Origin of the sequence: Marinimicrobium sp. (genome assembly GCF_002695945.1) — a bacterium.
GTDB lineage: Bacteria > Pseudomonadota > Gammaproteobacteria > Pseudomonadales > Cellvibrionaceae > Marinimicrobium > Marinimicrobium koreense.
This window is the reverse complement of record NZ_NZQP01000051.1, coordinates 1-20,706: the sequence shown is the minus strand read 5'-3', so window position 1 is coordinate 20,706 and position 20,706 is coordinate 1. Positions and strand designations below refer to the sequence as shown.

16 protein-coding genes are annotated in these 20,706 nt (G+C 59.1%); 7 read left to right on the top strand and 9 right to left on the bottom strand.

Features of this window, described 5'->3' with window-relative positions:
- Positions 1-28: 28 nt before the first annotated feature.
- On the bottom strand, positions 29-424 hold the full coding sequence (locus tag CMG77_RS11650; protein ID WP_024460201.1) for an ectoine synthase: 396 nt from the start codon (positions 422-424) through the stop codon (positions 29-31).
- Positions 425-507: 83 nt separating this feature from the next.
- Complete coding sequence (locus tag CMG77_RS11645) at positions 508-1,122, bottom strand: redoxin domain-containing protein (protein ID WP_286807186.1); 615 nt, start codon at positions 1,120-1,122, stop codon at positions 508-510.
- Between the two features lie 156 nt (positions 1,123-1,278).
- On the opposite strand from CMG77_RS11645, the gene CMG77_RS11640 reads away from it, so the two are divergent.
- Both CMG77_RS11640 and CMG77_RS11635 read left to right on the top strand, forming a co-directional pair.
- Positions 1,279-1,965, top strand: a complete 687-nt coding sequence (locus CMG77_RS11640) for a SulA-like leucine-rich domain-containing protein (RefSeq protein ID WP_286807187.1) — start codon at positions 1,279-1,281, stop codon at positions 1,963-1,965.
- 1 nt (position 1,966) lies between these two features.
- Positions 1,967-3,397: a Y-family DNA polymerase gene (locus CMG77_RS11635; RefSeq protein WP_286807189.1), complete on the top strand. Its 1,431-nt coding sequence runs from the start codon at positions 1,967-1,969 to the stop codon at positions 3,395-3,397.
- 62 nt (positions 3,398-3,459) lie between these two features.
- Here the strand turns inward: CMG77_RS11635 and CMG77_RS11630 are convergent, their stop codons facing one another.
- A complete protein-coding gene (locus CMG77_RS11630; protein WP_286904550.1) occupies positions 3,460-6,525 on the bottom strand; it encodes an efflux RND transporter permease subunit in 3,066 nt (1,021 codons plus the stop codon).
- Between the two features lie 27 nt (positions 6,526-6,552).
- Entirely contained in the window at positions 6,553-7,566 is a 1,014-nt protein-coding gene (locus CMG77_RS11625) for an efflux RND transporter periplasmic adaptor subunit (protein ID WP_502691882.1), read from the bottom strand.
- A gap of 434 nt (positions 7,567-8,000) precedes the next feature.
- Here CMG77_RS11625 and CMG77_RS11620 point away from each other — a divergent pair, with 434 nt between their 5' ends.
- Positions 8,001-11,102: an error-prone DNA polymerase gene (locus tag CMG77_RS11620; protein WP_286904546.1), complete on the top strand. Its 3,102-nt coding sequence runs from the start codon at positions 8,001-8,003 to the stop codon at positions 11,100-11,102.
- A 56-nt stretch (positions 11,103-11,158) separates the two neighbouring features.
- Here the strand turns inward: CMG77_RS11620 and CMG77_RS11615 are convergent, their stop codons facing one another.
- Together CMG77_RS11615 and CMG77_RS11610 are read right to left on the bottom strand one after the other, a co-directional pair.
- Positions 11,159-11,761, bottom strand: a complete 603-nt coding sequence (locus CMG77_RS11615; protein ID WP_286807193.1) for a DUF938 domain-containing protein — start codon at positions 11,759-11,761, stop codon at positions 11,159-11,161.
- A gap of 39 nt (positions 11,762-11,800) precedes the next feature.
- A complete protein-coding gene (locus CMG77_RS11610; RefSeq protein WP_286807194.1) occupies positions 11,801-13,393 on the bottom strand; it encodes a fused MFS/spermidine synthase in 1,593 nt (530 codons plus the stop codon).
- 131 nt (positions 13,394-13,524) lie between these two features.
- On the opposite strand from CMG77_RS11610, the gene CMG77_RS11605 reads away from it, so the two are divergent.
- Complete coding sequence (locus CMG77_RS11605) at positions 13,525-14,190, top strand: hypothetical protein (protein ID WP_286807195.1); 666 nt, start codon at positions 13,525-13,527, stop codon at positions 14,188-14,190.
- Positions 14,191-14,389: 199 nt separating this feature from the next.
- Here the strand turns inward: CMG77_RS11605 and rimO are convergent, their stop codons facing one another.
- Positions 14,390-15,709 (bottom strand): 30S ribosomal protein S12 methylthiotransferase RimO, encoded by a 1,320-nt coding sequence (gene rimO / locus CMG77_RS11600; RefSeq protein WP_286807196.1) that lies wholly within the window; start codon positions 15,707-15,709, stop codon positions 14,390-14,392.
- Between the two features lie 117 nt (positions 15,710-15,826).
- Here rimO and pabB point away from each other — a divergent pair, with 117 nt between their 5' ends.
- Positions 15,827-17,218 carry an aminodeoxychorismate synthase component I gene (gene pabB / locus CMG77_RS11595; protein WP_286807197.1) on the top strand — a complete coding sequence of 464 codons (1,392 nt, stop codon included), beginning with the start codon at positions 15,827-15,829 and terminating at the stop codon, positions 17,216-17,218.
- Positions 17,219-17,391: 173 nt separating this feature from the next.
- Here pabB and thrH read toward each other — a convergent pair whose 3' ends face one another.
- Positions 17,392-18,009, bottom strand: a complete 618-nt coding sequence (gene thrH, locus CMG77_RS11590) for a bifunctional phosphoserine phosphatase/homoserine phosphotransferase ThrH (RefSeq protein ID WP_286807198.1) — start codon at positions 18,007-18,009, stop codon at positions 17,392-17,394.
- A gap of 446 nt (positions 18,010-18,455) precedes the next feature.
- Between thrH and CMG77_RS11585 the strand changes: the two genes are divergently transcribed.
- Both CMG77_RS11585 and CMG77_RS11580 read left to right on the top strand, forming a co-directional pair.
- Entirely contained in the window at positions 18,456-19,184 is a 729-nt protein-coding gene (locus CMG77_RS11585) for a phosphoadenylyl-sulfate reductase (protein WP_024460214.1), read from the top strand.
- Positions 19,185-19,237: 53 nt separating this feature from the next.
- Positions 19,238-19,576, top strand: coding sequence for a hypothetical protein (locus CMG77_RS11580; protein ID WP_286807200.1), 339 nt, complete (start codon positions 19,238-19,240; stop codon positions 19,574-19,576).
- 189 nt (positions 19,577-19,765) lie between these two features.
- On the opposite strand, the gene msrA is transcribed toward CMG77_RS11580, so the two are convergent.
- Positions 19,766-20,413 carry a peptide-methionine (S)-S-oxide reductase MsrA gene (gene msrA, locus CMG77_RS11575; protein WP_024460216.1) on the bottom strand — a complete coding sequence of 216 codons (648 nt, stop codon included), beginning with the start codon at positions 20,411-20,413 and terminating at the stop codon, positions 19,766-19,768.
- Positions 20,414-20,706 lie beyond the last annotated feature (293 nt).

The following is a 20,706-nucleotide window of genomic DNA, read 5'->3' as shown; positions in this document are numbered from 1 at the left end:
GCGGGCCGTGCCCACCCCGGACAATATTTCAGTCTTCGCTGGTATCGGGCAGGTAGGCGCCGTCTTCGTCGTGCACTTCACGACCGGTGACCGGCGGGTTGAAGGTGCAGATCAGGCGCATATCTTCAGTGCCACCACGCAGGATGTGCTTGTCGTGCTTATCCAGCGCGTACAGGGTGCCATCGGTGATTTCATGGGTTTCGCCCGTGGCCAGATCAGTAATGGAGCCATTGCCGGCCACACAGTAAACCGCTTCCAGATGGTGCTTGTACCAGAACGTGTGCTCGGAGCCTGCCTTGATGATGGTTTCATGAAAGGAGAAACCCATTCCGTCCTTTTTCAACAACAGACGACGGCTGGTCCACTGCTGTGCGCTGACTTCGCGTTCACTACCGATAATGTCTTGCACACGTACAATTTTCATAGAAGCTCCTCGTTGACTTGAATGTTCGGCCGACCATTATAACCGAAATGGCACTCTGACCCCACGGGCGGGCTTTATTGGCATCAAATGTCCAGATCCAGCTCGCAACCATAGGCCTCTGTACGGGGCGTTTCAACCGCTTCCCCTGCCAGACCGGCTTCCAGAGCGGCCTCAATATGACTCGTGGCGGCTTCAATGGCTTCCGGGCTTGCGCCATCGCTGTCATCCGGAGCACCGCTATATACCAGGGTGCCATGTGGATCAATGATATAAATCTGTGGTGCTTTACTCACACCATAGGCCCTCGCGACCACACTGGTGTCATCCAACAGCACCGGCGCACTGGATCGCAAGTCGTGGGTATCCTCCAGTGCCAACGCTTCTTCGGCTTCAATCACATTGTCTGGCCCTGGCGCCGAGGAGATGATGGTGAGCCATTTGACCCCCTGCTCTCGGTAGCGCTCCTGCAAACGGGGCAAGTTGCCACTGTCATAATGGTTTTCAACCGCTCCACACCCCGGATGAAACCACTCCAGCACAATCCAATTGCCGATATAGTCGGTGAGCGTATGGGACTGGCCGGCGGCATCGTTAGCACGGAATGCCGGCGCTGGATCACCGGGAGTCGCGACGGCCAATGCAGCGGCTGGCATCAGTAGCGATGAGATCCACAATAAGTGACCCAGTAACGGCTTCATTCAACGAGGCTCCTGTAATTGGTTTGGTGTGCTGTTCAGAAAGCCGCATCCTAACAGACTCATAGTGGATTCTCAGCCGCCCCGATGGTTTACAGTTCGGCCCTGCCGAGCCTATACTGTTTTTATATACAGTATATTTTTATCTGTGAGGTATCCTTGAATCCCGATCTGGAGCAACTCAAGCAACGACGCCTGGTCTGGCGCGGACGCGACGCCGCCCGCCCGCTGGAAGCGCGGGCCAGCGGTTGGCCAGAGCTGGATGCCCGACTGGGCGGGCTGCCCGGTGCCGGGGTAGTCATGATTCAAACGCCCCCAGGCATTGGTGAACTGCGACTCCTGTGGCCGTCCATGGAGCAACAATCCCGACTGACGGTACTGATTACCCCGCCTTACCGGATCGGGGTGGAAGCCTGGCTCGGTGGTGGTGTGGCACAGGAGAAGCTGCTGGTTCTGCACCCCGACAGCACACAAGCTGCGCTCTGGGCAACCGAGCAGAGCCTGAAAAGTGGCAGTTGTGACAGCAGTTGTCTGTGGCTGACGCAGCGATTGCAGACCATCCAGGCCCGCCGGCTGCAACTGGCCGCCCGTGCTGGCCAGTCGACCCTGTTTCTGTTTGCGCCCCCGGCGTTGGACTTGCCCCAGTTACCCATCGACTTGCACTTGGTGCTGAGTCCGGCGGCGCAGGGTGTCCGGGTCGAGGTGCGTCGCCGCCGGCAAGGGCGGCCACTGGCTCCCTTCACAGTCATCATGACAGAACACTGGCCAGAGCTGACCCGCCCCCAGGTTCATTCGGGTCGGGCACCCTCAAACCCCCAAGTCCAACCCGGTGCCGGGGCTATCTGAAATGCTCTGGCTCTACCTCTGGCTGCCTCGACTGCAACTGGATACCCAGGCGCCGGACGATCCTGGCCCGGTGGCGGTTGTGGATGAGCGGGACACTCGGGTGGTGCAGATGAATGAACCGGCTTCCCGGGAAGGCATTACCCTGGGAATGGGCCTGGCAACCGCCGCAGCGCTCTGCCGGGACGTACAATTACTGCCGTACCAGAGCGTCCTTGAAATCCGCCGTCTGGAGGAGCTGGCTCACGGGCTATACGATATCTCGGGGGACATATCGCTGGACCCTCCCTGTGGGATCTGGCTTGGGGCCTCAAGGATGGTTAAATACCATAATGGATTCGACAACTATTGCAAAAAAATAAAGCATTTTTTGAGCTGCCGAAAGCTGTCGATGCAGGTGGCTTCCGGTTTTACCCCGCTGGCCGCCAAGCTGTTGGCTCATTCACCGGAAGTGCCGCTGGACCCATGCCCGGACAGGCTCCGGCAGGCCATCCGGCGCTGCCCGCTCAGCGCTACCGGACTGCCAGAACAGACTCAGACCCATCTACAACGGCTCGGTATCAAAACCCTGGATGGCTTGTTGGCCATTCCCCCCAAGGATCTGTCCCGTCGCTTTGACCGACCACTGGCCGAGTATGTGAATCGACTCGTCGGCCACTTGCCGCACCCCCTGCCCTTTTATCAGCCGCCGGACTACTTCCGTCAGCACCGGGAGCTTCCCAGCGAACTGGAATCCAGCGACCAGTTGGCTCCTTGGGTTGAGCGGCTGCTCGACGAGCTGGAAGCCTTCCTCCATCACCGGGACCGGGTGGTCGAGCGAATTGAACTGGCGCTGCAGCTGCGCAACCAGGATCCACTGTCGCTGACCATCGGTGCCGCCCGGGGCGAATCCCGGGCAGAGCGCTGGCAACCCCTGGTCCAACTGACCCTGGAGCGCCACCCTCTGGAAGCTCCCGTCTGTGGTTTGACCCTGACCGCTCGCACGCTGCTGCCCCGCCCAGCCCAATCCGAAGACCTGCTCGATGAGCGGCACGGCGCGGCGATGACGCCCCCTCAACTGGTGGCCCTGCTTCAGGCAAGGCTGGGAGCCGACCGGGTCCGGAGCCTGACGGTGGCGGAAGATTTCAGGCCGCTGCGCGCCAATATCGAGTCCTGTCCCCTTGGGTCGTCGAAGACCCCCTCCGCCCGACGCACCGACGACGCAGCTCAACCCGCGCCTCCGGCCTTGCGCCCGGCTTTTCTGTTAGCGGATCCAAAGGTGTACTCGCAGCCCCTTGAAATCATCGAGGGGCCCGAGCGGATTACCACCGGATGGTGGGACGGTGAGCCCCAGGTCCGGGACTATTACATTGTGCGCAATGCCCAGGGGCAATGGTGCTGGGCGTTTCGGGAACCGAACCGTCCGGGATGGTTTTTACAGGGGTATTTTGCGTAATCGTGAGAGGCGGCCACCGGTTCTAGGGGCATCGCCCCCTGAACCGGTTGCCGACCACCCTATCAGGCGGATTTGGCGTCCTTCGAGTGATAATCCCGGGCCAGCCACAGGTAGACCGCCGGCACCACAAACAAGGTGAACAGCGTACCGATAGTCATACCGCTGGCAATCACCAGCCCCATGGCGTAGCGGGAGGCCGAGCCGGCACCGGTGGCGATCAACAGCGGCACCATGCCCAACACGGTTGCGGCCGTGGTCATCAGAATCGGGCGAAGACGAATGGCGGTGGCCTCTTCAATGGCCTCGCGTTTGCTGCGCCCTTCTTCCTGCAGCTTGTTNGCGAACTCCACGATCAGAATACCGTGCTTGGCAATCAGCCCGATCAGCGCCAGCAAACCCACCTGGGTGTAGATGTTGATGCTGGTCAGTCCCAGGCTGATGAAGATCAGCGCACCACAAATACTCATCGGCACCGTCACCATGATGATGACACTGTTGCGGAACGACTCGAACTGGGCCGCCAACACCAGGAAAATCACCAGCAGGGCAAAGAAGAACGTCATCACCAACTGCTGCCCCTCGTTCTTCAACTGCCGGGACTGNCCGGAGTANTCGACACTGAAGCCCGCCGGNAGTACCTCTGCGGCAATCTCATCCAGCGTGGCAAGGGCCTGCCCGAGGGGCACACCGGGGCGCGGAACGCCGGAGATGGTGACGGAGTTCAACTGCTGGAAGCCGGTCAGCGAACGGGGCTGAACAGACTCTTCCAGCGTGACCAGTGACGACATGGGCACCAGCTCACCGCTCATGTTACGGGTGTAATAGTCCTCCAACTGCTCCGGATTCAAGCGCTCGGTGCGCTCAACCTGAGGAATCACCCGGTAAGAGCGGTTTTCCAACGAGAAGCGCCCGGCGTAGCCACCCCCGGTCATGCTGCCCAGATCGGCCGCCGCCTGTTGCATACTGACGCCCATCAGAGCGGCTTTTTCCCGATCGATCTGCACGGTTTGCCGGGGGCGATCGATGCGCAGATCGCTGTCGACGAAAATAAAGCGTCCACTCTCCCGGGCTTGAGAGAGCACCTCATCCGCCACTTCATCCAGCACCGCATAGGGCTGAGTGGTGCCAATGACAAACTCGATCGGCGCACCACCGCCACCCGGAGACGGCAGCGACGGCGGGACAATGGCAAACACATCCAGCCCCGGGATCTTGGACATGAACGGCTGGATTTCATTCTCGAGAATTTCTTGGGTGGTGCGCTCGCGTCGGTCCCAGGGTGCCAACACCATACCGGCACCGGCGGTGTTGGAGCCGTTCATCCCGTTAATGATGAACATTTTCTCCAGTTCCGGAATCTGCTCACGCAGCTGGTTCATGTATTCGGTATTGCGCTCGGTGTAATCCAGGGTGCCATAGGCGTCACCCGTAGCGATGGTGAACACAAAACCCTGGTCCTCCGGTGGCTCCAGTTCGGTATTACTGGAGACAAACAGAAAGTAACAGGACACCAGAATAATCAGCGCAAACACCAGCACTACCGGCGTGGTATTGAGCGTACCGTGCAACCAGCGCTGGTAGCCCTGACGCAGCCGGTCGAAATGATCGTCCAGCCAGACTTCAAACTTGGGCCGGGGGCCACCGTGGCTGCGCGAGCGCANNATGCGCGAACACATCATGGGCGACAGCGTCAGTGCGACCACACCGGACAGCACCACCGTGGCCGCCAGGGTAAAGGCGAATTCGACAAACAGTACCCCGGTCAGACCGCCGATAAAGCCCAGCGGAATGAATACCGCCACCAGTGTGGTGGACATGGCAATAATCGGCCAGGCCAGCTGTCGGGCCCCGAGCAGTGACGCCTCCAGGCGGGACATGCCTTCTTCCACATGCCGCTGAATGTTTTCCAGCATGATGATGGCATCGTCCACCACAATTCCGATGGCCAGGACCATGGCCAACAGGGTCAGCAGGTTGATGGAAAAACCGAAGATCCACATCAGAAAGAAGGTACCCACCAGCGACAGCGGAACCGCCACGGCGGGTACGATCACGCTGCGCACCGACCCGAGGAAGGCATAAATCACCAGAATCACGANGATCAGGGCGAGGATGATGGTCAGCACCACCTCGTCAATGGCGCTTTCAATGTACTCGGTGGAGTCGTAGGGGATATCCGCTTCCAGCCCCTCGGGCAGCTCCGGGATAATGTCCCGGTTCCAGACCTCGCGCACCTCGGCNATCACATCCAGGGCGTTGGCATCCGGGGANATTTCAATNCCCATNAAGGTCGCGGCCAGGCCGTTGAAGGTCACGGAGGTATCGTAGTTCTCCGCCCCNAGCTCNACCTCGGCCACATCCCGNAANCGCACCAGNGCACCGTNTTCCGNGCGNACCACCAGNTCCTCAAACTCATCGGCANTNCGCAGGTCNGTACCGGCGTTCAGATCAATGGCCACCATTTGGCCTTTNGTGCGCCCCAGCGCCGCCAGGACGTTATTGGACCGCAGNGCGCCCATGACATCGGANCCGGTCACGCCCANNGANGCCATCCGCTCCGGNTCCANCCAGATGCGCATGGCAAAGGTNCTGGCCCCGAGAATCTGGGCCCGCTGGACCCCGGGAATGGTGGNCAGTTGCGGCTCCACGACCCGGACCAGATAGTCGGTGATCTGGTTGTTNTTGAGNAGNTCACTGTAAAACGACAGATACATGGCNGCCGTGNTCTGCCCCACCGCCAGGTTGACCACGGGATCTTCCGCTTCTTCCGGNAGGTCGGAACGCAGNGCGTTGACCTGGGCGGCAATCTGGGTCAGCGCCTCATTGGGGTCATAGTCCAGNCGCAGGTANGCCTGCACGGTACTCATGCCCGCACTGGAGGTGGACTGCACGTAGTCAATGCCTTCCGCGGCGGCCACTTCCCGCTCCATGGGNTTGGTNATGAACCCCTGNATCAGATCGGCATCGGCACCAATATAGGCGGTGCTCACCGTCACCACGGCNTTCTGGATTTCGGGGAATTGGCGCACGTTCATGTCCATGCCCGCGCGCGCGCCCAGCAGCAGAATAAACAGGCTGACCACCGTCGCCANNACTGGCTTACGGATAAAGACGTCAGTAAACCGCATAAATTGTTCTCCTTAAGGCCTCAGGCGCTACTGGTTCGCCGGCGTCGGTTCCAGCTCACTGGTCGGCTGAACACTGGGGTCGTCATTGACTTCCACCAGTCCGTTGTTGCGCAGCTTGAGCAGGCCGGAAGTGGCAATGCGCTCGCCCTCNTCCAGNCCATCCAGGACCGCAATCAGGTCCCCTCGCCGATNGCCGGTACGAACAAACCGACGGGTTACGCGCAGCTCGTCCTCTTCGTTTTCATTCAGTACAAAAACGGAATTGCCGTAGGGATCAAACTGGATGGCNGTTTGTGGCACCACAANCAGATCCTGCGGTTCACCCANCGTCAGGGTTACCCGCCCGAACATGCCCGGGCGCAACTGTTGGTCCGGGTTCTCCAGAGTGGCCTGCACGGTAAAGGTGCGGGTGGANTCATTCACACCCGGCTCAATGGCCGTCACTTCGCCCTCGAACATTGCCTCNCCATAGGCATCCACGCGNACCCTGACCGGCATCCCTTCGGTCACGGACGCCAACTGACGCTCGGGCAGATCGAAGTTCAGGTAAATCGGATCCAGCGCCTGTACCGCCACCACCGGACTNCCGGGTGACACGTACTGACCGATGTTGACCTGACGGATACCGGAGACGCCATCGAACGGCGCGCGAATGGTTTTCTGNCGAATGCGGGCNTCTTGCGCCTTGACNGCGGCGGTGGCCTGCGCGGCTTCACTTTCACGACGCTGCAGNTCGGACTTGGAGCTGTTGCCTTCATTGAACAACCGCTGGTANCGCTCCAGCTCCATGGAGGCGAGCTTTTCGGCGGCNTTNAGGCTGCGCAGATCGGCTTCGTCCGCCTCGATGTCCAGNGACACCAGACGCTGCCCTTNNGTCACACGATCGCCGTTTTCAAAATGAATTTCNGTGACAATGCCGCTCGCCTCGGTGGTCANCTGGGCGCCATTGACGGCGCGGAAACTGCCCACGGCGGTGGTCTCCTGAGCCCAGCGCTGCTGGCTTGCCTCCGTTGCGGTGATGCTGGCAGGCTGCTCCGGCATGTTATCGATGAAGTTACCAATCATGGTATTCATGAACGCCTTGAAACCGAAAATGCCGCCGAAAACAACGGCAACGGCCACCAGCATTATGGTCATTCGCTTGGTCATGCGTGTGCTCCCTCTACTCCTGAATCGCGCGTCGCGAAGGTATCTGAACTCTGAAACGTAGTCTGTCCCGGAACCTGGTTTGCCGGCACCGGAGCATTCAGTGAAACCCTGGAAAAGATCTGTTGAACCCTGTAGCCGAACGGATACGCGGGGGTGGGCTCTTTAGATGTGGGGCAAAGCTTACAACAGAGGCGCCNNAAAGGTACACGGTTGTTACAGAATCTTACATTCCCACGCCGGCGGCTAGGCCNAGTCACTGAANCACTTGCATCTCTTTNNGCATCCAATTACTGTACATANAAACAGTATTTAGTTGAAGNGCNATCATGAGTTATGCNGAACTCGTCTGCCAGAGTAATTTCTCCTTTCTGGAAGGCGCCTCCCANCCCGAAGAGCTGATGAACCGGGCCGACGAACTGGGNTACCGGGCCCTGGCGCTGACCGACGAGTGNTCGGTGGCCGGNGTGGTGCGNGCCTACGCCGAGCACCGTCGGCTGGGCTCANAGACCCGCCTGATCGTCGGCANNCGGNTGCGCCTGCCNCCCNGNNTGGANCTGGTGCTGCTCTGCCCGACCCGCCAGGCCTATGCCGAGCTTTGCCGGATCNTCAGTAACGCCCGNCGGCGNAGCCCCAANGGNCAGTACCAACTGGAGAAGTGGGANCTGAAATCCATCCAGCACGGNTTGTTGTTATGGCTGCCNTGCGGNGANNGNACANTGGANCAGCGCTGGGGCCAGTGGCTGAAAAAACACCACGAGNGNCGNCTCTGGNTGGGCGTGCGGCGCCACCTGACGCACCGGGAGCACCGGATGATNGCNCACTGCGAGCAGCTNGGTCAGGATCTGGCTNTGCCCTTGTGCGCCTGCGGTGANGTGCTGATGCACCGGGCCGAGCGNCTGCCCCTACAACAGGTGCTCACCGCCATTCGGCTGGGCACCACCGTTGCCAAGGCCGGCCGCAAGCTCTGCCCCAATGCCGAACGGAGCCTGCGCAGTCACGCCAAACTGGANAAACTGTTCAAGCCCGAGTGGCTGGCCGAAACCTGCCATATCGCCGAGCGCTGNACCTTTGATCTGGGCGAGCTGCGTTACGAGTACCCGGCGGAACTCGTCCCCCCGGGGCAAACGCCCTTCTCTTATCTGTGTGAGCTGGTCGAACAGGGCGTTCAGAAACGGTTTCCCGAAGGGCCCGACGAAACGGTCCGAGCGACGATCGACAAGGAACTGGATCTGATCGACAGCCTCGGCTACGCGCACTTCTTCCTGACCATCCACGACCTGGTCGTCTTCGCTCAAAGTCGCGGTATTCTGTATCAGGGGCGGGGCTCAGCCGCCAACTCGGTGGTCTGTTACTGCCTGGAAATCACCGCTGTCGACCCGAGGCACATCAAAGTTCTGTTTGAGCGTTTTCTGTCCAAAGAGCGCAATGAACCGCCGGACATTGATGTGGACTTCGAACACGAACGGCGCGAAGAAGTGATCCAGTACATCTATGAAAAATACGGGCGCCCCCGGGCAGCCCTGGCCGCTACCGTTATCCGCTACCGGTTCAAAAGTGCCCTGCGGGATGTGGGCAAGGCACTCGGTATCGGCGAATCCCACCTGGACTTCCTGATTCGCAACATCAACCGGCGGGACCGGGACAGCCAGTGGGAGCAGCAGGTAAGCGATATTGGCCTGGACCCGGAGTCCGGAACCGCCCAGCAACTGGTGCAGCTGGTCAATGAGCTGCGCGGTTTTCCCCGCCACCTGTCGCAACATGTGGGGGGCTTTGTCATTTCCTCAGGCCCGCTCTACGAACTGGTCCCCATCGAAAATGCCGCCATGACCGAGCGCACGGTCATCCAGTGGGACAAAGATGACATTGAAACCCTCGGACTGCTGAAGGTGGATGTTCTGGCATTGGGTATGCTCACCGCCCTGCGTAAAAGTTTTGATCTGGTCCGCCAGCACTGGGGCCGCTCACTGAGCCTTTCCGAGCTGACCGGCGCCATGGACGACCCGGCGGTTTACCGGTTGATTCAGAAAGCCGATACGGTGGGACTGTTTCAGATTGAATCCCGGGCTCAGATGTCCATGCTGCCACGCCTGAGGCCGGCCTGCTATTACGATCTGGTGATCCAGATTGCCATTGTCCGGCCCGGTCCGATTCAGGGCGGCATGGTCCACCCCTATCTGAAACGCCGCAATAAAGAAGAGGGCGTGGACTACCCCTCCGAGGAAGTCAGAGGCGTTCTGGAGCGCACTCTGGGGGTACCGATTTTTCAGGAGCAGGTCATCCAACTGGCCATGGTGGCCGCCGGATTCACCGGCGGGGAAGCCGATCAGTTGCGGCGCGCCATGGCGGCCTGGAAGAAAACCGGTGAGCTGGAAAAGTTTCACGACAAACTGGTCGATGGCATGGTGGCCCGGGGCTACACCAGCGAGTACGCGGAGCGTATCTATCAACAGATTTGCGGCTTTGGCGAATACGGTTTTCCCGAATCCCACTCCGCCAGCTTTGCCCTACTCGCCTATGCCTCGGCGTGGCTCAAACACCACTACCCCGAAGCGTTCTACACTGCACTGCTGAACAGCCACCCCATGGGCTTCTATTCACCGTCGCAGTTGATCCAGGACGCCCGCCGTCACGGGTTGGAGGTGCGACCGGTCTGTGTGAATCGTTCGGAGCGGGATCACGGCCTGGAAAAGACCGATCAGGGTTGGGCCATTCGGCTCGGTTTCCGATTGGTCAAAGGCCTCTCTGAGGCTGGCATGACTCAGCTTGTGGCACAGCCCCGCCAGAGCGAAGAACGCCGTTTTCAACAGGTGTCGCAACTGAAAGCCGACGGTTTCAGTCAGCGGGACCTCGAAGCGCTGGCCAGTGCCAATGCCCTGCATGACCTCAGTGACAACCGCTACCAGACCCGCTGGGCACTGATGGACCAGAGTCATTCACTGCCTTTGTTTGCCCATCTTGATGAACCAGACAAGGCGGCCGAACCCGAGGCGGACTATCTGACAGCCCCAAGTGAGCTGGACAACCTGGTGGAGGATTATGCAAGCACCGGGCTGACCCTGAATCGTCATCCGATCACTCTTCTGGATGAGGCTGGCGCTATCGGTCGCTTTACCCGGGCCAAGGACTTGTGCACCCGGGAGCACAAGTCCATGGTGGCCGTCGCCGGTGTGGTAACCGGGCGACAGAGTCCGGGCACCGCCGCCGGAGTCACCTTCATCACCCTGGAAGACGATACCGGCAACAGCAATGTCGTGGTCTGGCTGGCAACGGCCCGCGCCCAAAAACAGGCCTACCTGACCGCCCGGCTATTGAAAGTCCACGGGATTCTGGAGCGGGAAGGTGAAGTCACTCACGTGATCGCCGGTCGCCTGGAAGATCTCAGCCACCGTCTGGATGCCCTGTCCACCCGGTCCAGGGACTTTCATTAAACCACCATCGGCATTAAACCATCACTGGCATTAATCAATCACTGATCTCAATCGTGTTACTGACGCACAAATACCAGGCAGCGATTGTTGGCGGGCAGCTCAAGGGTTTCGGTCAGTTCCAGTCCGCGTTGCCCGGCTTCTTCGGCAACCGTCTGTCGATTGCGGATGCCCCGGTGTGGCGCCTGGGTTTTCAGCCACTGATCAAACTCGGCGTTGCTGTCGCTGGTGAACGCACCCTGTTCATTGAAGGGGCCGTAAACCACCAACAGGCCGCCAGGAGGCAGAATTCGCGCGCACCCGTCCAACAGGGAGAGCACCGCCTCCCAGGGCATGATGTGGAAGGTGTTGGAGGTAAATACCGCATCGGTCTGCTCGATCGGCCAGGGGGACTGCGCGGCGTCGAGTACCAGTGGTGGTTTCAGATTGCTGCCGAAATAATCCGCCAGCCAGGCCTGAATGCCCTCATGATGCTCGGGCAGATCACTGGTCTGCCACGTCAAATGCGGCATGGCCGCAGCGAAATAGACCGCATGCTGGCCGGTACCGGTACCGATTTCAAGCACATGACGCAGGGTGGCGAAACGCGGTGCAAGCACCGACAGTATGGGCTGTTTATTGTTCTCGCAGGCTTGAGAGAAAGGTTTATCGACGACCGCCATAACAACGACTCCGGCACGGTGAAGGAGACCCATTGTAGCTCAATAAAACAACACTGACTCACCCACCCGGTCAATCAACAGATCCCGGTAGTACTCCGCCTTGGCAATATGCAGTGTTTCCAGAGGGTTGAAGTCATCCGTAATCACCAGCTCTGTATCGCCCGTAACGCTCACCTCCCGGGCCTGCAACCACTGGCGAGACGCTGCGGGGCCACTGAGTTCCAGAGGGTCGTCCGACACCACGAACACGAAATCATTGAAGCTTGCCTCCGGCGAGGACACAAAGGTACGGCGGTGTTCGAATACCTGATCCAGGGTATTGGCGACGGCCTCCACCGGGGTGCGTTCCCCATCGTGGGTCAGGCCGACAAAATTCAGCGCCAACACACCACCGGGCTTCAGGCGGGCTTTCAGCGTCTGGAACATTTCGAGACTCAACAGATGAATCGGCTCAGCGCCGCCGGTAAAGCAGTCGTGCACAATCAGGTCATAGCGTCGTTCAAGTTGCTGTATCCGATAGCGCGCATCGCCCACCACGACCTCGCCCGTCGGTTCAAAGCTGAAGTATTGTTGCGCGGCATGAGCCACCGCCGGGTCAATTTCAATGGCGTCGGTGCGTACACCGAAGCGGGCGTAGGTATTGACCAGGTGGCCACTGCCCAGGCCCACCAGCAGCGCCGAGTCCCCGGCCGGATGAAACCGGGGCAGTTGACCAACAACCTGCTGATACCCCAGAAGGCCCACCCCGGTCTCCATATCTTCTGCACCAATCGTCGAGCCACCCGACATCAGCCAGCGTATACCGCGCTCCGGCTGATCAATGACCCGGACCCAGCCGTAATGGGTTTCCGCTTCGAAGACGACGTCCGAGCCGGGGTAATCCCGCTCACCAATCGAAGTGCCAACCCCCAGCAAGAGCACCGCCGCCAACACCGCCGTGGACACGCCCCAGACCAGCAGCGAATGCCCGGACCTCAAGCGCTGACGCTCATAGAGTGCCAATACAAACGCCATGATCAGCATCAGCAAACTCAGGCTGACCACGATGGCCTCGGTTCCAAACAGCGGCAACAGAAAAAACCCGAGAAAGAGCGTGCCCAGTACACTGCCCAGCGTACTGATCGCGTAAACCGTCCCGGCGGTTCGCCCCACCCGCTCAAGGCCCTGGGTGACAGTCTTGATGACATACGGGCCCACCATTCCCAATGTCAGCAGACAGGGGGTAAACAGGATCAGCGCACTGAGCAGCGCCCCACCCCGCAGTCCAAAGCCATTACTGGCGAGCTGCACCGGCTTGCTCAACAAGGGAATCACCCCAATCAGCACCGCCGTCACCAGAAGGATGTGGGACAGCCGCAACCAGGGTGCGGTGTCGGCAAGACGTCCACCCACCAGGTAGCCCACCGAGAGCGCCAGTAAGGCGGTGGACAGCAGCGACGACCAGACAATCATGCTGACCCCGTAGTAAGGGCCGATAATGCGCGTACCGAGCAGCTCGATCATCATGACGGTCGCGCCAGTGAGACTGGCGGTGACATAAAACAGCCACCGATCCATCCGGGTCAACGGCGGATGACCGAGCGTCGCGTTGGGAGATGTTTGTTGGGGGTTGGTCTGCCTGCGTTTGGACACGTTCCATGACCTCTATTATTGTTGTATTGCGAATAGTTGGCCGTAGACTATAAGAAGTTCTGGACGCTGCCAACGCGACCTTCTGTTTTTGTGGTCTGGTTCGCAAGCGGTGAAAAGTATCAGGAGGTATTGTGCGTCGATCTGCATCCATTCTGGCCTGGCTCAATTGCCTGATACCACTACTGGCCGTTACCGGTGCCTACAGCATCGCGCTGTACCAACAGGCCGCACCGGCATGCAATCCCTTCCTCGACGGCTGCACCTCCATCAGCCGGGCGGCCCGAAGCGGCGATGCCATTTTCCTGTTTCGCGGCCTGATGATGCCACTCAGCATGCTGCTGGTGCTTTACTGGCTGCTTCAGTGGCAGTGGTTGAACCAGCGCATAGGCCCACGCCGCCGACACACCGCCGCACTCTGGCTCGGTATCATTTCCGCCCTGGCGCTGGTGCTGTATACAAACTATCTCGGGACCGGGAGTGGTTTCTACGAGTTCATGCGCCGCACCGGCATCATTTTCCATTTCGCCTTTGCTTTACTGGCCCAGTTGATTTGCGTGCAGTCGCTGTTCAGCGCTCGGAATCGACTCCCGGCCGAAATCATTACCCCGGTTCGCTGGCAGTTTGCCCTGGTGTCAATTCAGTGGTTGTGGGGCGCGGTATCCCTGGCGGTGGATATCACTCTGCCCGCGTTCGAGTACGAAGCCAAAAACGTGATCGAATGGAATTTCGCCTGGGCAATGGTGGGGTTTTACGGTGTAAGCGGCTGGATCTGGTGGAGGCATCCACCGCAACCGTAAGTAGCTATGGAGAGGATAGCATTCATACGTCAGAAGCGCTCTAAGAAGCCCGGCGCCGGCAAGGAACACCGGTTGCAGACCCGCCGTGAACCCATCCTTGGGGGCTTCTCGTCGGCATCCATGCCTTCGAGAGTCTGCAACCGGTGTTCCTTGCCGACGCCTCAGTGCCACATTAGATTTTTGTGACTCCGCATAAGTGCTAGATCACAGAACCCCAAAGATCGTATTCGTCCGCCTGCTCAATGATAACCTGAACTTTATCGCCCGGTTGCAGGCCTTCGGCGCCATTCAGGTAGACTAGGCCGTCAATTTCCGGAGCGTCGGCGTAACTGCGACCGATGGCGCCCTCTTCATCAACCTCATCAATCAGCACTTCCAGAGTGCGACCGATCTGGGCCTGAAGTCGTTGGGCGGAAATTTTCTGCTGTACCGCCATAAAGCGGTCGAAACGCTCCTGCTTGATCTCATCCGGCACCGGGTCCGGCAGCTCGTTGGCCGCCGCCCCTTCCACCGGTGAATACTGAAAGCAGCCAACGCGGTCGAGTTGTGCCTCCTCCAGGAATTCAAGCAACTGTTGGAAATCCTCTTCCGTTTCACCGGGAAAGCCGACGATAAACGTGGAGCGAATGGTCAGGTCTGGCACCTGTTCGCGCCAGCTCTTGATCCGTTCCAGGGTTTTCTCGACCTGGCCCGGGCGCTTCATCAGCTTGAGCAGACGCGGACTGGCGTGCTGGAACGGAATATCCAGGTACGGAAGGATTTTGCCTTCCGCCATCAGCGGGATCACCTTGTCGACATGGGGGTAGGGGTAAACGTAGTGCAGGCGTACCCAGACACCCAGCTCCCCCAGAGCCTCGCATAATTTGAGCATGTCGGTTTTGAGCGGGCGGCCGTCCCAGAAGTCGGTGCGGTATTTCACGTCCACACCATAGGCAGAGGTATCCTGGGAGATCACCAGCAGTTCCTTGACGCCCGCTTTGACCAGGCGTTCGGCTTCACTCATCACCTGCCCGATCGGGCGACTGACCAATTTGCCGCGCATGTCCGGGATGATGCAGAAACTGCAACTGTGATTGCAGCCCTCGGAAATTTTGAGGTAGGCGTAGTGCCGTGGCGTGAGCTTCACGCCCTGGGGTGGCACCAGGTCCAAAAAGGGATTGTGGTCCTTGGCCGGCGGCAGGTGCTGGTGTACCTGATCGAGGACTTTTTCATAGGCGTGGGCGCCGGAAATGCCCAGTACGCCGGGGTGCACTTCGCGGATTTCATCTTCCTTGACCCCCAGGCAACCGGTCACCAGCACTTTGCCGTTTTCCTTGAGCGCCTCACCGATGGTGCCGAGGGATTCCTCCACCGCGCTGTCAATGAAGCCACAGGTGTTCACAATCACCATGTCCGCATCGTTGTAGGTCGGGACAATCTGATACCCCTCGGTGCGCAACTGGGTCAGAATGCGTTCGGAATCGACCAGGTTTTTCGGGCAGCCAAGACTGACAAAACCAACGGTGGGCGTGTGTTTCATAAGACAAACTCGTGCGGGGGCGAAAAAGGCCGCTATTGTAGGCGTTCCGGACCCGGATTGCATGGGGTTCCCGTGCTAGAATGCCGCTTTTCCCTGAATGAGCCGTAGTTTAATTCCATGAGGCCCAGCCCACGCGTCTGTTCCCTGCCCTATTTCGTCGATAGTGCCCACTGGTTTGCCTGCCTGGCGGACTGGGAGGCTCCGGTCTGGCTGGACAGCGGGCATCCGGGAAGCCACTACGGCCGCTTCGATATTCTGGCCGCCGAACCCCACACACAACTCACCTGTCGGGGCACCCATTGTGATATTCAACCGCGTGGACAACCGCCAGAGCGCCGGGAATCCCCGCCCCTGGATGTGGTGCGCGAGTTGATGCCACCCCCGCTGAGCCCGCTCGCGGAGATTCCCTTTGCGACCGGCGCCATCGGTTATTTCGGCTACGACCTGGCTCGCTGCCTGGAGCGCCTGCCGGAGCAGGCCGCCGCGGACATCACTCTGCCGGACCTCTGGCTCGGGTTTTATGATTGGGCCATCGTGCAGGACCACCAGAGCGCCAAGGCCTATCTGGTCACGCGGCCCGAACAGGACATTGAGTCACTTCGTGCCCGTCTGCTGGCCCGGGAGCCGGAAAAGGCACTTGAGAGTTTTCTTGAAGAAACCGGAAATCGCTTTAATATCAATGCGTTCAAAGCGGAACTTAGTGCAGATTCTTATCATAGAAAACTCGGTCGCATCCTCGACTACATCCACGCCGGCGACTGCTACCAGATCAACCTGGCCCAGCGATTTCACGCCGACTACCAGGGCAATCCCGCGCGGGCCTTCCTGGCCTTGCGGCAGGCGCTGCCCTCCCCGTTTTCCGGCTTTATCCCATTGGCGGACGGCGCGGTAATCAGCTTGTCCCCCGAGCGTTTTATCGCATTGCACGACAGGCAGGCGGAAACCCGCCCGATCAAAGGCACCGCGCCGCGTCGGAGCGACCCGGAGGCCGACCGGGCTGAGGCGCAGGCCTTGGCCCAGAGCGCCAAAAACCGGGCGGAAAACCTGATGATTGTCGACCTGCTGCGCAACGATCTGAGCAAAAGCTGTCACAACGTTCACACACCCAAGCTGTTCGAACTGCAGAGTTTTGCCAACGTTCATCACCTGGTCAGCACGGTCACCGGGGAGCTGGACCCTGACGCCGACGCCCTGACGCTGCTCGGCGGCAGCTTCCCCGGCGGCTCCATTACCGGCGCACCGAAAGTCCGGGCCATGGAAATCATCGAGGAGCTGGAGCCGGTTCGACGCTCGGTGTATTGCGGCAGCCTTGGCTACTTGAGCGCCGACGGCAATATGGATACCAGCATTGCCATCCGCACCCTGGTCTGCAATCAGGGGCGCATTTACTGCTGGGGTGGCGGCGGTATCGTGGCGGATTCTGAACCCGAGTCAGAATACGAGGAAAGCTGGAATAAAGTGCGGGTGTTGATGGAGACGCTGGAGCGGGAGTTTTCCGACAAGGCGTGAGCGGCGCCCCGTGGGTGTTTTGTATGTTTGGTTTTGGTTGCGGCGGATGCGGGCTGCGCCCTTATCCGCCCTACGGCCGAGCGCAGCGGTATAAACCTGCGTAGGGGCCGAGCGCAGCGATTAAAAGCGCATCCGCCGCCAAGCCACCTTCACGCTGACACCACAAAAACGCCCTACAGCGCCAAATCCCGATTACTGGCCGCAATAAAGGCCTTCTTCAGGTCTTCGTAATTGTGCACCGCCGGGAACTGGGGGAACTCGTCAATGACGTTCTGCGGTGCATGGAACAGAATGCCGGCATCCGCCTCACCCAACATGGTAGTGTCATTGTAAGAGTCGCCCGCCGCTATCACCCGGTAATACAGCGTTTTCAGCGCCAGCACGGATTGGCGCTTCGGATCTCTCTGGCGCAGCGTGTAATCCGCCACCTTGCCATCCTCATTCACCTGAAGGCGGTGACACAGCAGCGTGGGGAAACCGAGCTGGCGCATCAGCGGCTGGGAGAACTCGTAAAAGGTATCGGAAAGAATGATGACCTGAAAGCGCTCGCGCAACCAGTCCACAAACTCGGGAGCACCATCCAGCGGCTTCAACTTGGCAATGACCTCCTGGATTTCATTCAATCCCAGGCCATTTTCCTCCAGAATGCGCAGGCGTTGCTTCATCAGCACATCGTAATCCGGAATATCCCGGGTGGTCGCTTTCAGCTCTTCAATCCCCGTAACCTTGGCAAACTCAATCCAGATTTCCGGAACCAGAACCCCTTCGAGGTCGAGACAGGCTATTTCCACAATTACCCCCGCAGTGTATTGACAGTCGCCCGGACAGAGCCCGGAAAATGCGGGCAAATTTACCGGTTTGCCTGCCGAAACGCAACTTGCTTCCCCTCCTCCTGCGCGTATTGTGACTCCGGGGTTTTCACGTGGAACATAGATCCAGAAAGCATATCAATCCACGAATAATTAGCACAAAAGTTATTTTTCCATCGTTACTTTATGACCATTTTGTTGATTTTTTATTCGATATGTGGGGTTTTCACCCAACAAAACCACTAGATGCTGTGCATTACGTCGCCAAATTGATGAAACTTTGCCCAATGTTCCACGGAGCACTCCATCGGACACATAGGGGCAGACAGTGATGGAATAACCTCATAAAGACTGGGTATTAGGAAGTTATTTCGGCCTCTGGTATTCTTCTCCGCCGTGATCAGCCAACCCCAGCCATGGAATTATCAATGTCGAGCGAACTACTCAATACCGTCGATCTGGACGCCGAACTGCAACAGGCCTCGCCCCAGAAAATCCTGGAATTCGCCCTGAGCGAGTTCGACAACATCGTCGTCTCTTTCAGTGGTGCCGAGGACGTCGTTCTGGTGCACATGGCCCACCAGATACGTCCGGACATCAAGGTATTCGTGCTGGATACCGGACGCCTGCACGCCGAGACGTACCGCTTTATTGAGCGGGTGCGTGAGCACTACAAGGTCGATATCGATGTCCTTTCACCCGACGGAGAGGCCGTTCGCGAGCTGGTGCGCAAAAAAGGCCTGTTCAGTTTCTACCAGGATGGCCATCAGGAGTGCTGCGGCATCCGCAAAATCGGCCCGCTTCGCAAGAAGCTGCTGGAAGTCGACGCCTGGGTTACCGGGCAGCGCAAAGACCAGAGCCCGGGCACCCGCAACGGCATTCCGGTCATTCAGGACGATAAGCTGTTTGCCCGCCCCGGCGATCGGCTGGTGAAATTCAATCCCCTGGCCAACTGGAGTTCCCAGCAGGTTTGGGACTATATTCGGGCTATGGAGATTCCCTACAACGAGCTGCACGACAAGGGTTATGTCTCCATCGGTTGCGAACCCTGCACACGCCCGATTGGTCCGGGCCAGCACGAGCGGGAAGGCCGCTGGTGGTGGGAAGAATCAACCAAGAAAGAATGCGGGTTGCACGCTGATAACGTCAAGTCGTGACGTGATAGCAGGCCGGGCGAGACAATGCTCCGAGAACGCCACGAGGTAAGCTTATGACCATCACGCTGGTAAAAAAGATACTCAAAGACGGCTCGCCCTGCGCGAAGTGCGCGGACGTCCTGCAGAAGCTGAAAGAAAGCGGCCATATGAGTCGCATCGACGACATTCTGGTGGCGGATGAACGCGACCCGAACAGCCCGGGGATGCAACTGGCCCGCCAGTACCAGGTCGACCGGGCACCCTTTTTCCTGGTCGATCATGAGGACGGTCAGGATCCGGTGATCTATACGGTGTATCTGAAATTCGTCCGGGAGGTGCTGGAGCAGAAGGCGTCAGAGTCGGACGAGCTGAAGGAAATCATGAAGGATAATCCGGATCTGGATTTTCTGTAATCTTCGCCGCAGACAGGCGTTTTTTGGCACTGCATGGGTGCCCTTGTTTGGTTCTGGTTACGGCGGATGCGCGCTTCGCGCTTATCCGCCCTACGGGTAGCACGGCAGGTTAAGTAGGGCGGATAAGCGCGAAGCGCGCATCCGCCGAAACGTTTCCGATACTGACACCCATGCGTTGCATTGAGTCCATCAAGGCGCTGGACAACTAACGCCAGTACCACCCAATCCGCAATAACCACCCGGGTTTTTGGCCAGATATTGCTGGTGATAAGGTTCAGCATAGTAAAACGGGCCGGCCGGCTGGATCTCTGTGGTTATCTCTCCCCTGCCCCGCTCCTCAAGCGCGGCCTGATACCGCTCCCGACTCTGCTCCGCCGCGGCTTGCTGTGTGGCATTCTGGGTGTAAATCCCGGAGCGGTATTGGGTACCCCGATCATTGCCCTGGCGCATGCCTTGGGTAGGATCGTGATTTTCCCAGAAGGTTTTGAGAATGCTGCTGAGCGGCGCAACGGTGGGGTCAAACACCACCAGGACGACTTCGTTGTGTCCGGTGTAGCCGGAGCAGACTTCTTCGTAGGTAGGATTGGGGGTATAACCGGCGGCGTAACCGACGGCGGTACTGTAGACGCCAGGCAGTTGCCAGAAGCACCGCTCGGCGCCCCAAAAACAGCCCATGCCGACAACAATCTGCTCCAGCCCTTCCGGGAAAGGTGGCTGCAGTGGCGTACCTTTGACAAAGTGTTTGGCATTGTCGCCGTCGAGTTTCATCGCCTCATCACGCCCTTTCAAGGCCTGATCCCGCGTGGGCATTTCCAGCTTTCTGGTACCAAAAAACATACTTTCGACCACCTTGTGCGTTGTCGTTGAGACCGGTTCTGGAGGCGGTACAGTCTTTGGAGACCCGCCGTGAACCCATCCATGGGGGCTTCTCGTCGACATCCATGTCTCCGAGAGTCTCCAAAGACTGTACCGCCTCCAGAACCTCAGTGCCACAAATAGCGATGCAGGAACCACCCAGTTAGATTTATGGCACTTAGGCCTCGGCGGGTGTACCGTTTGGAGACTCTCGGAGGCAGGGAGCCGACGAGAAGCCTACAGGGATGTATTCACGGCGGGTCTCCAAACGGTAC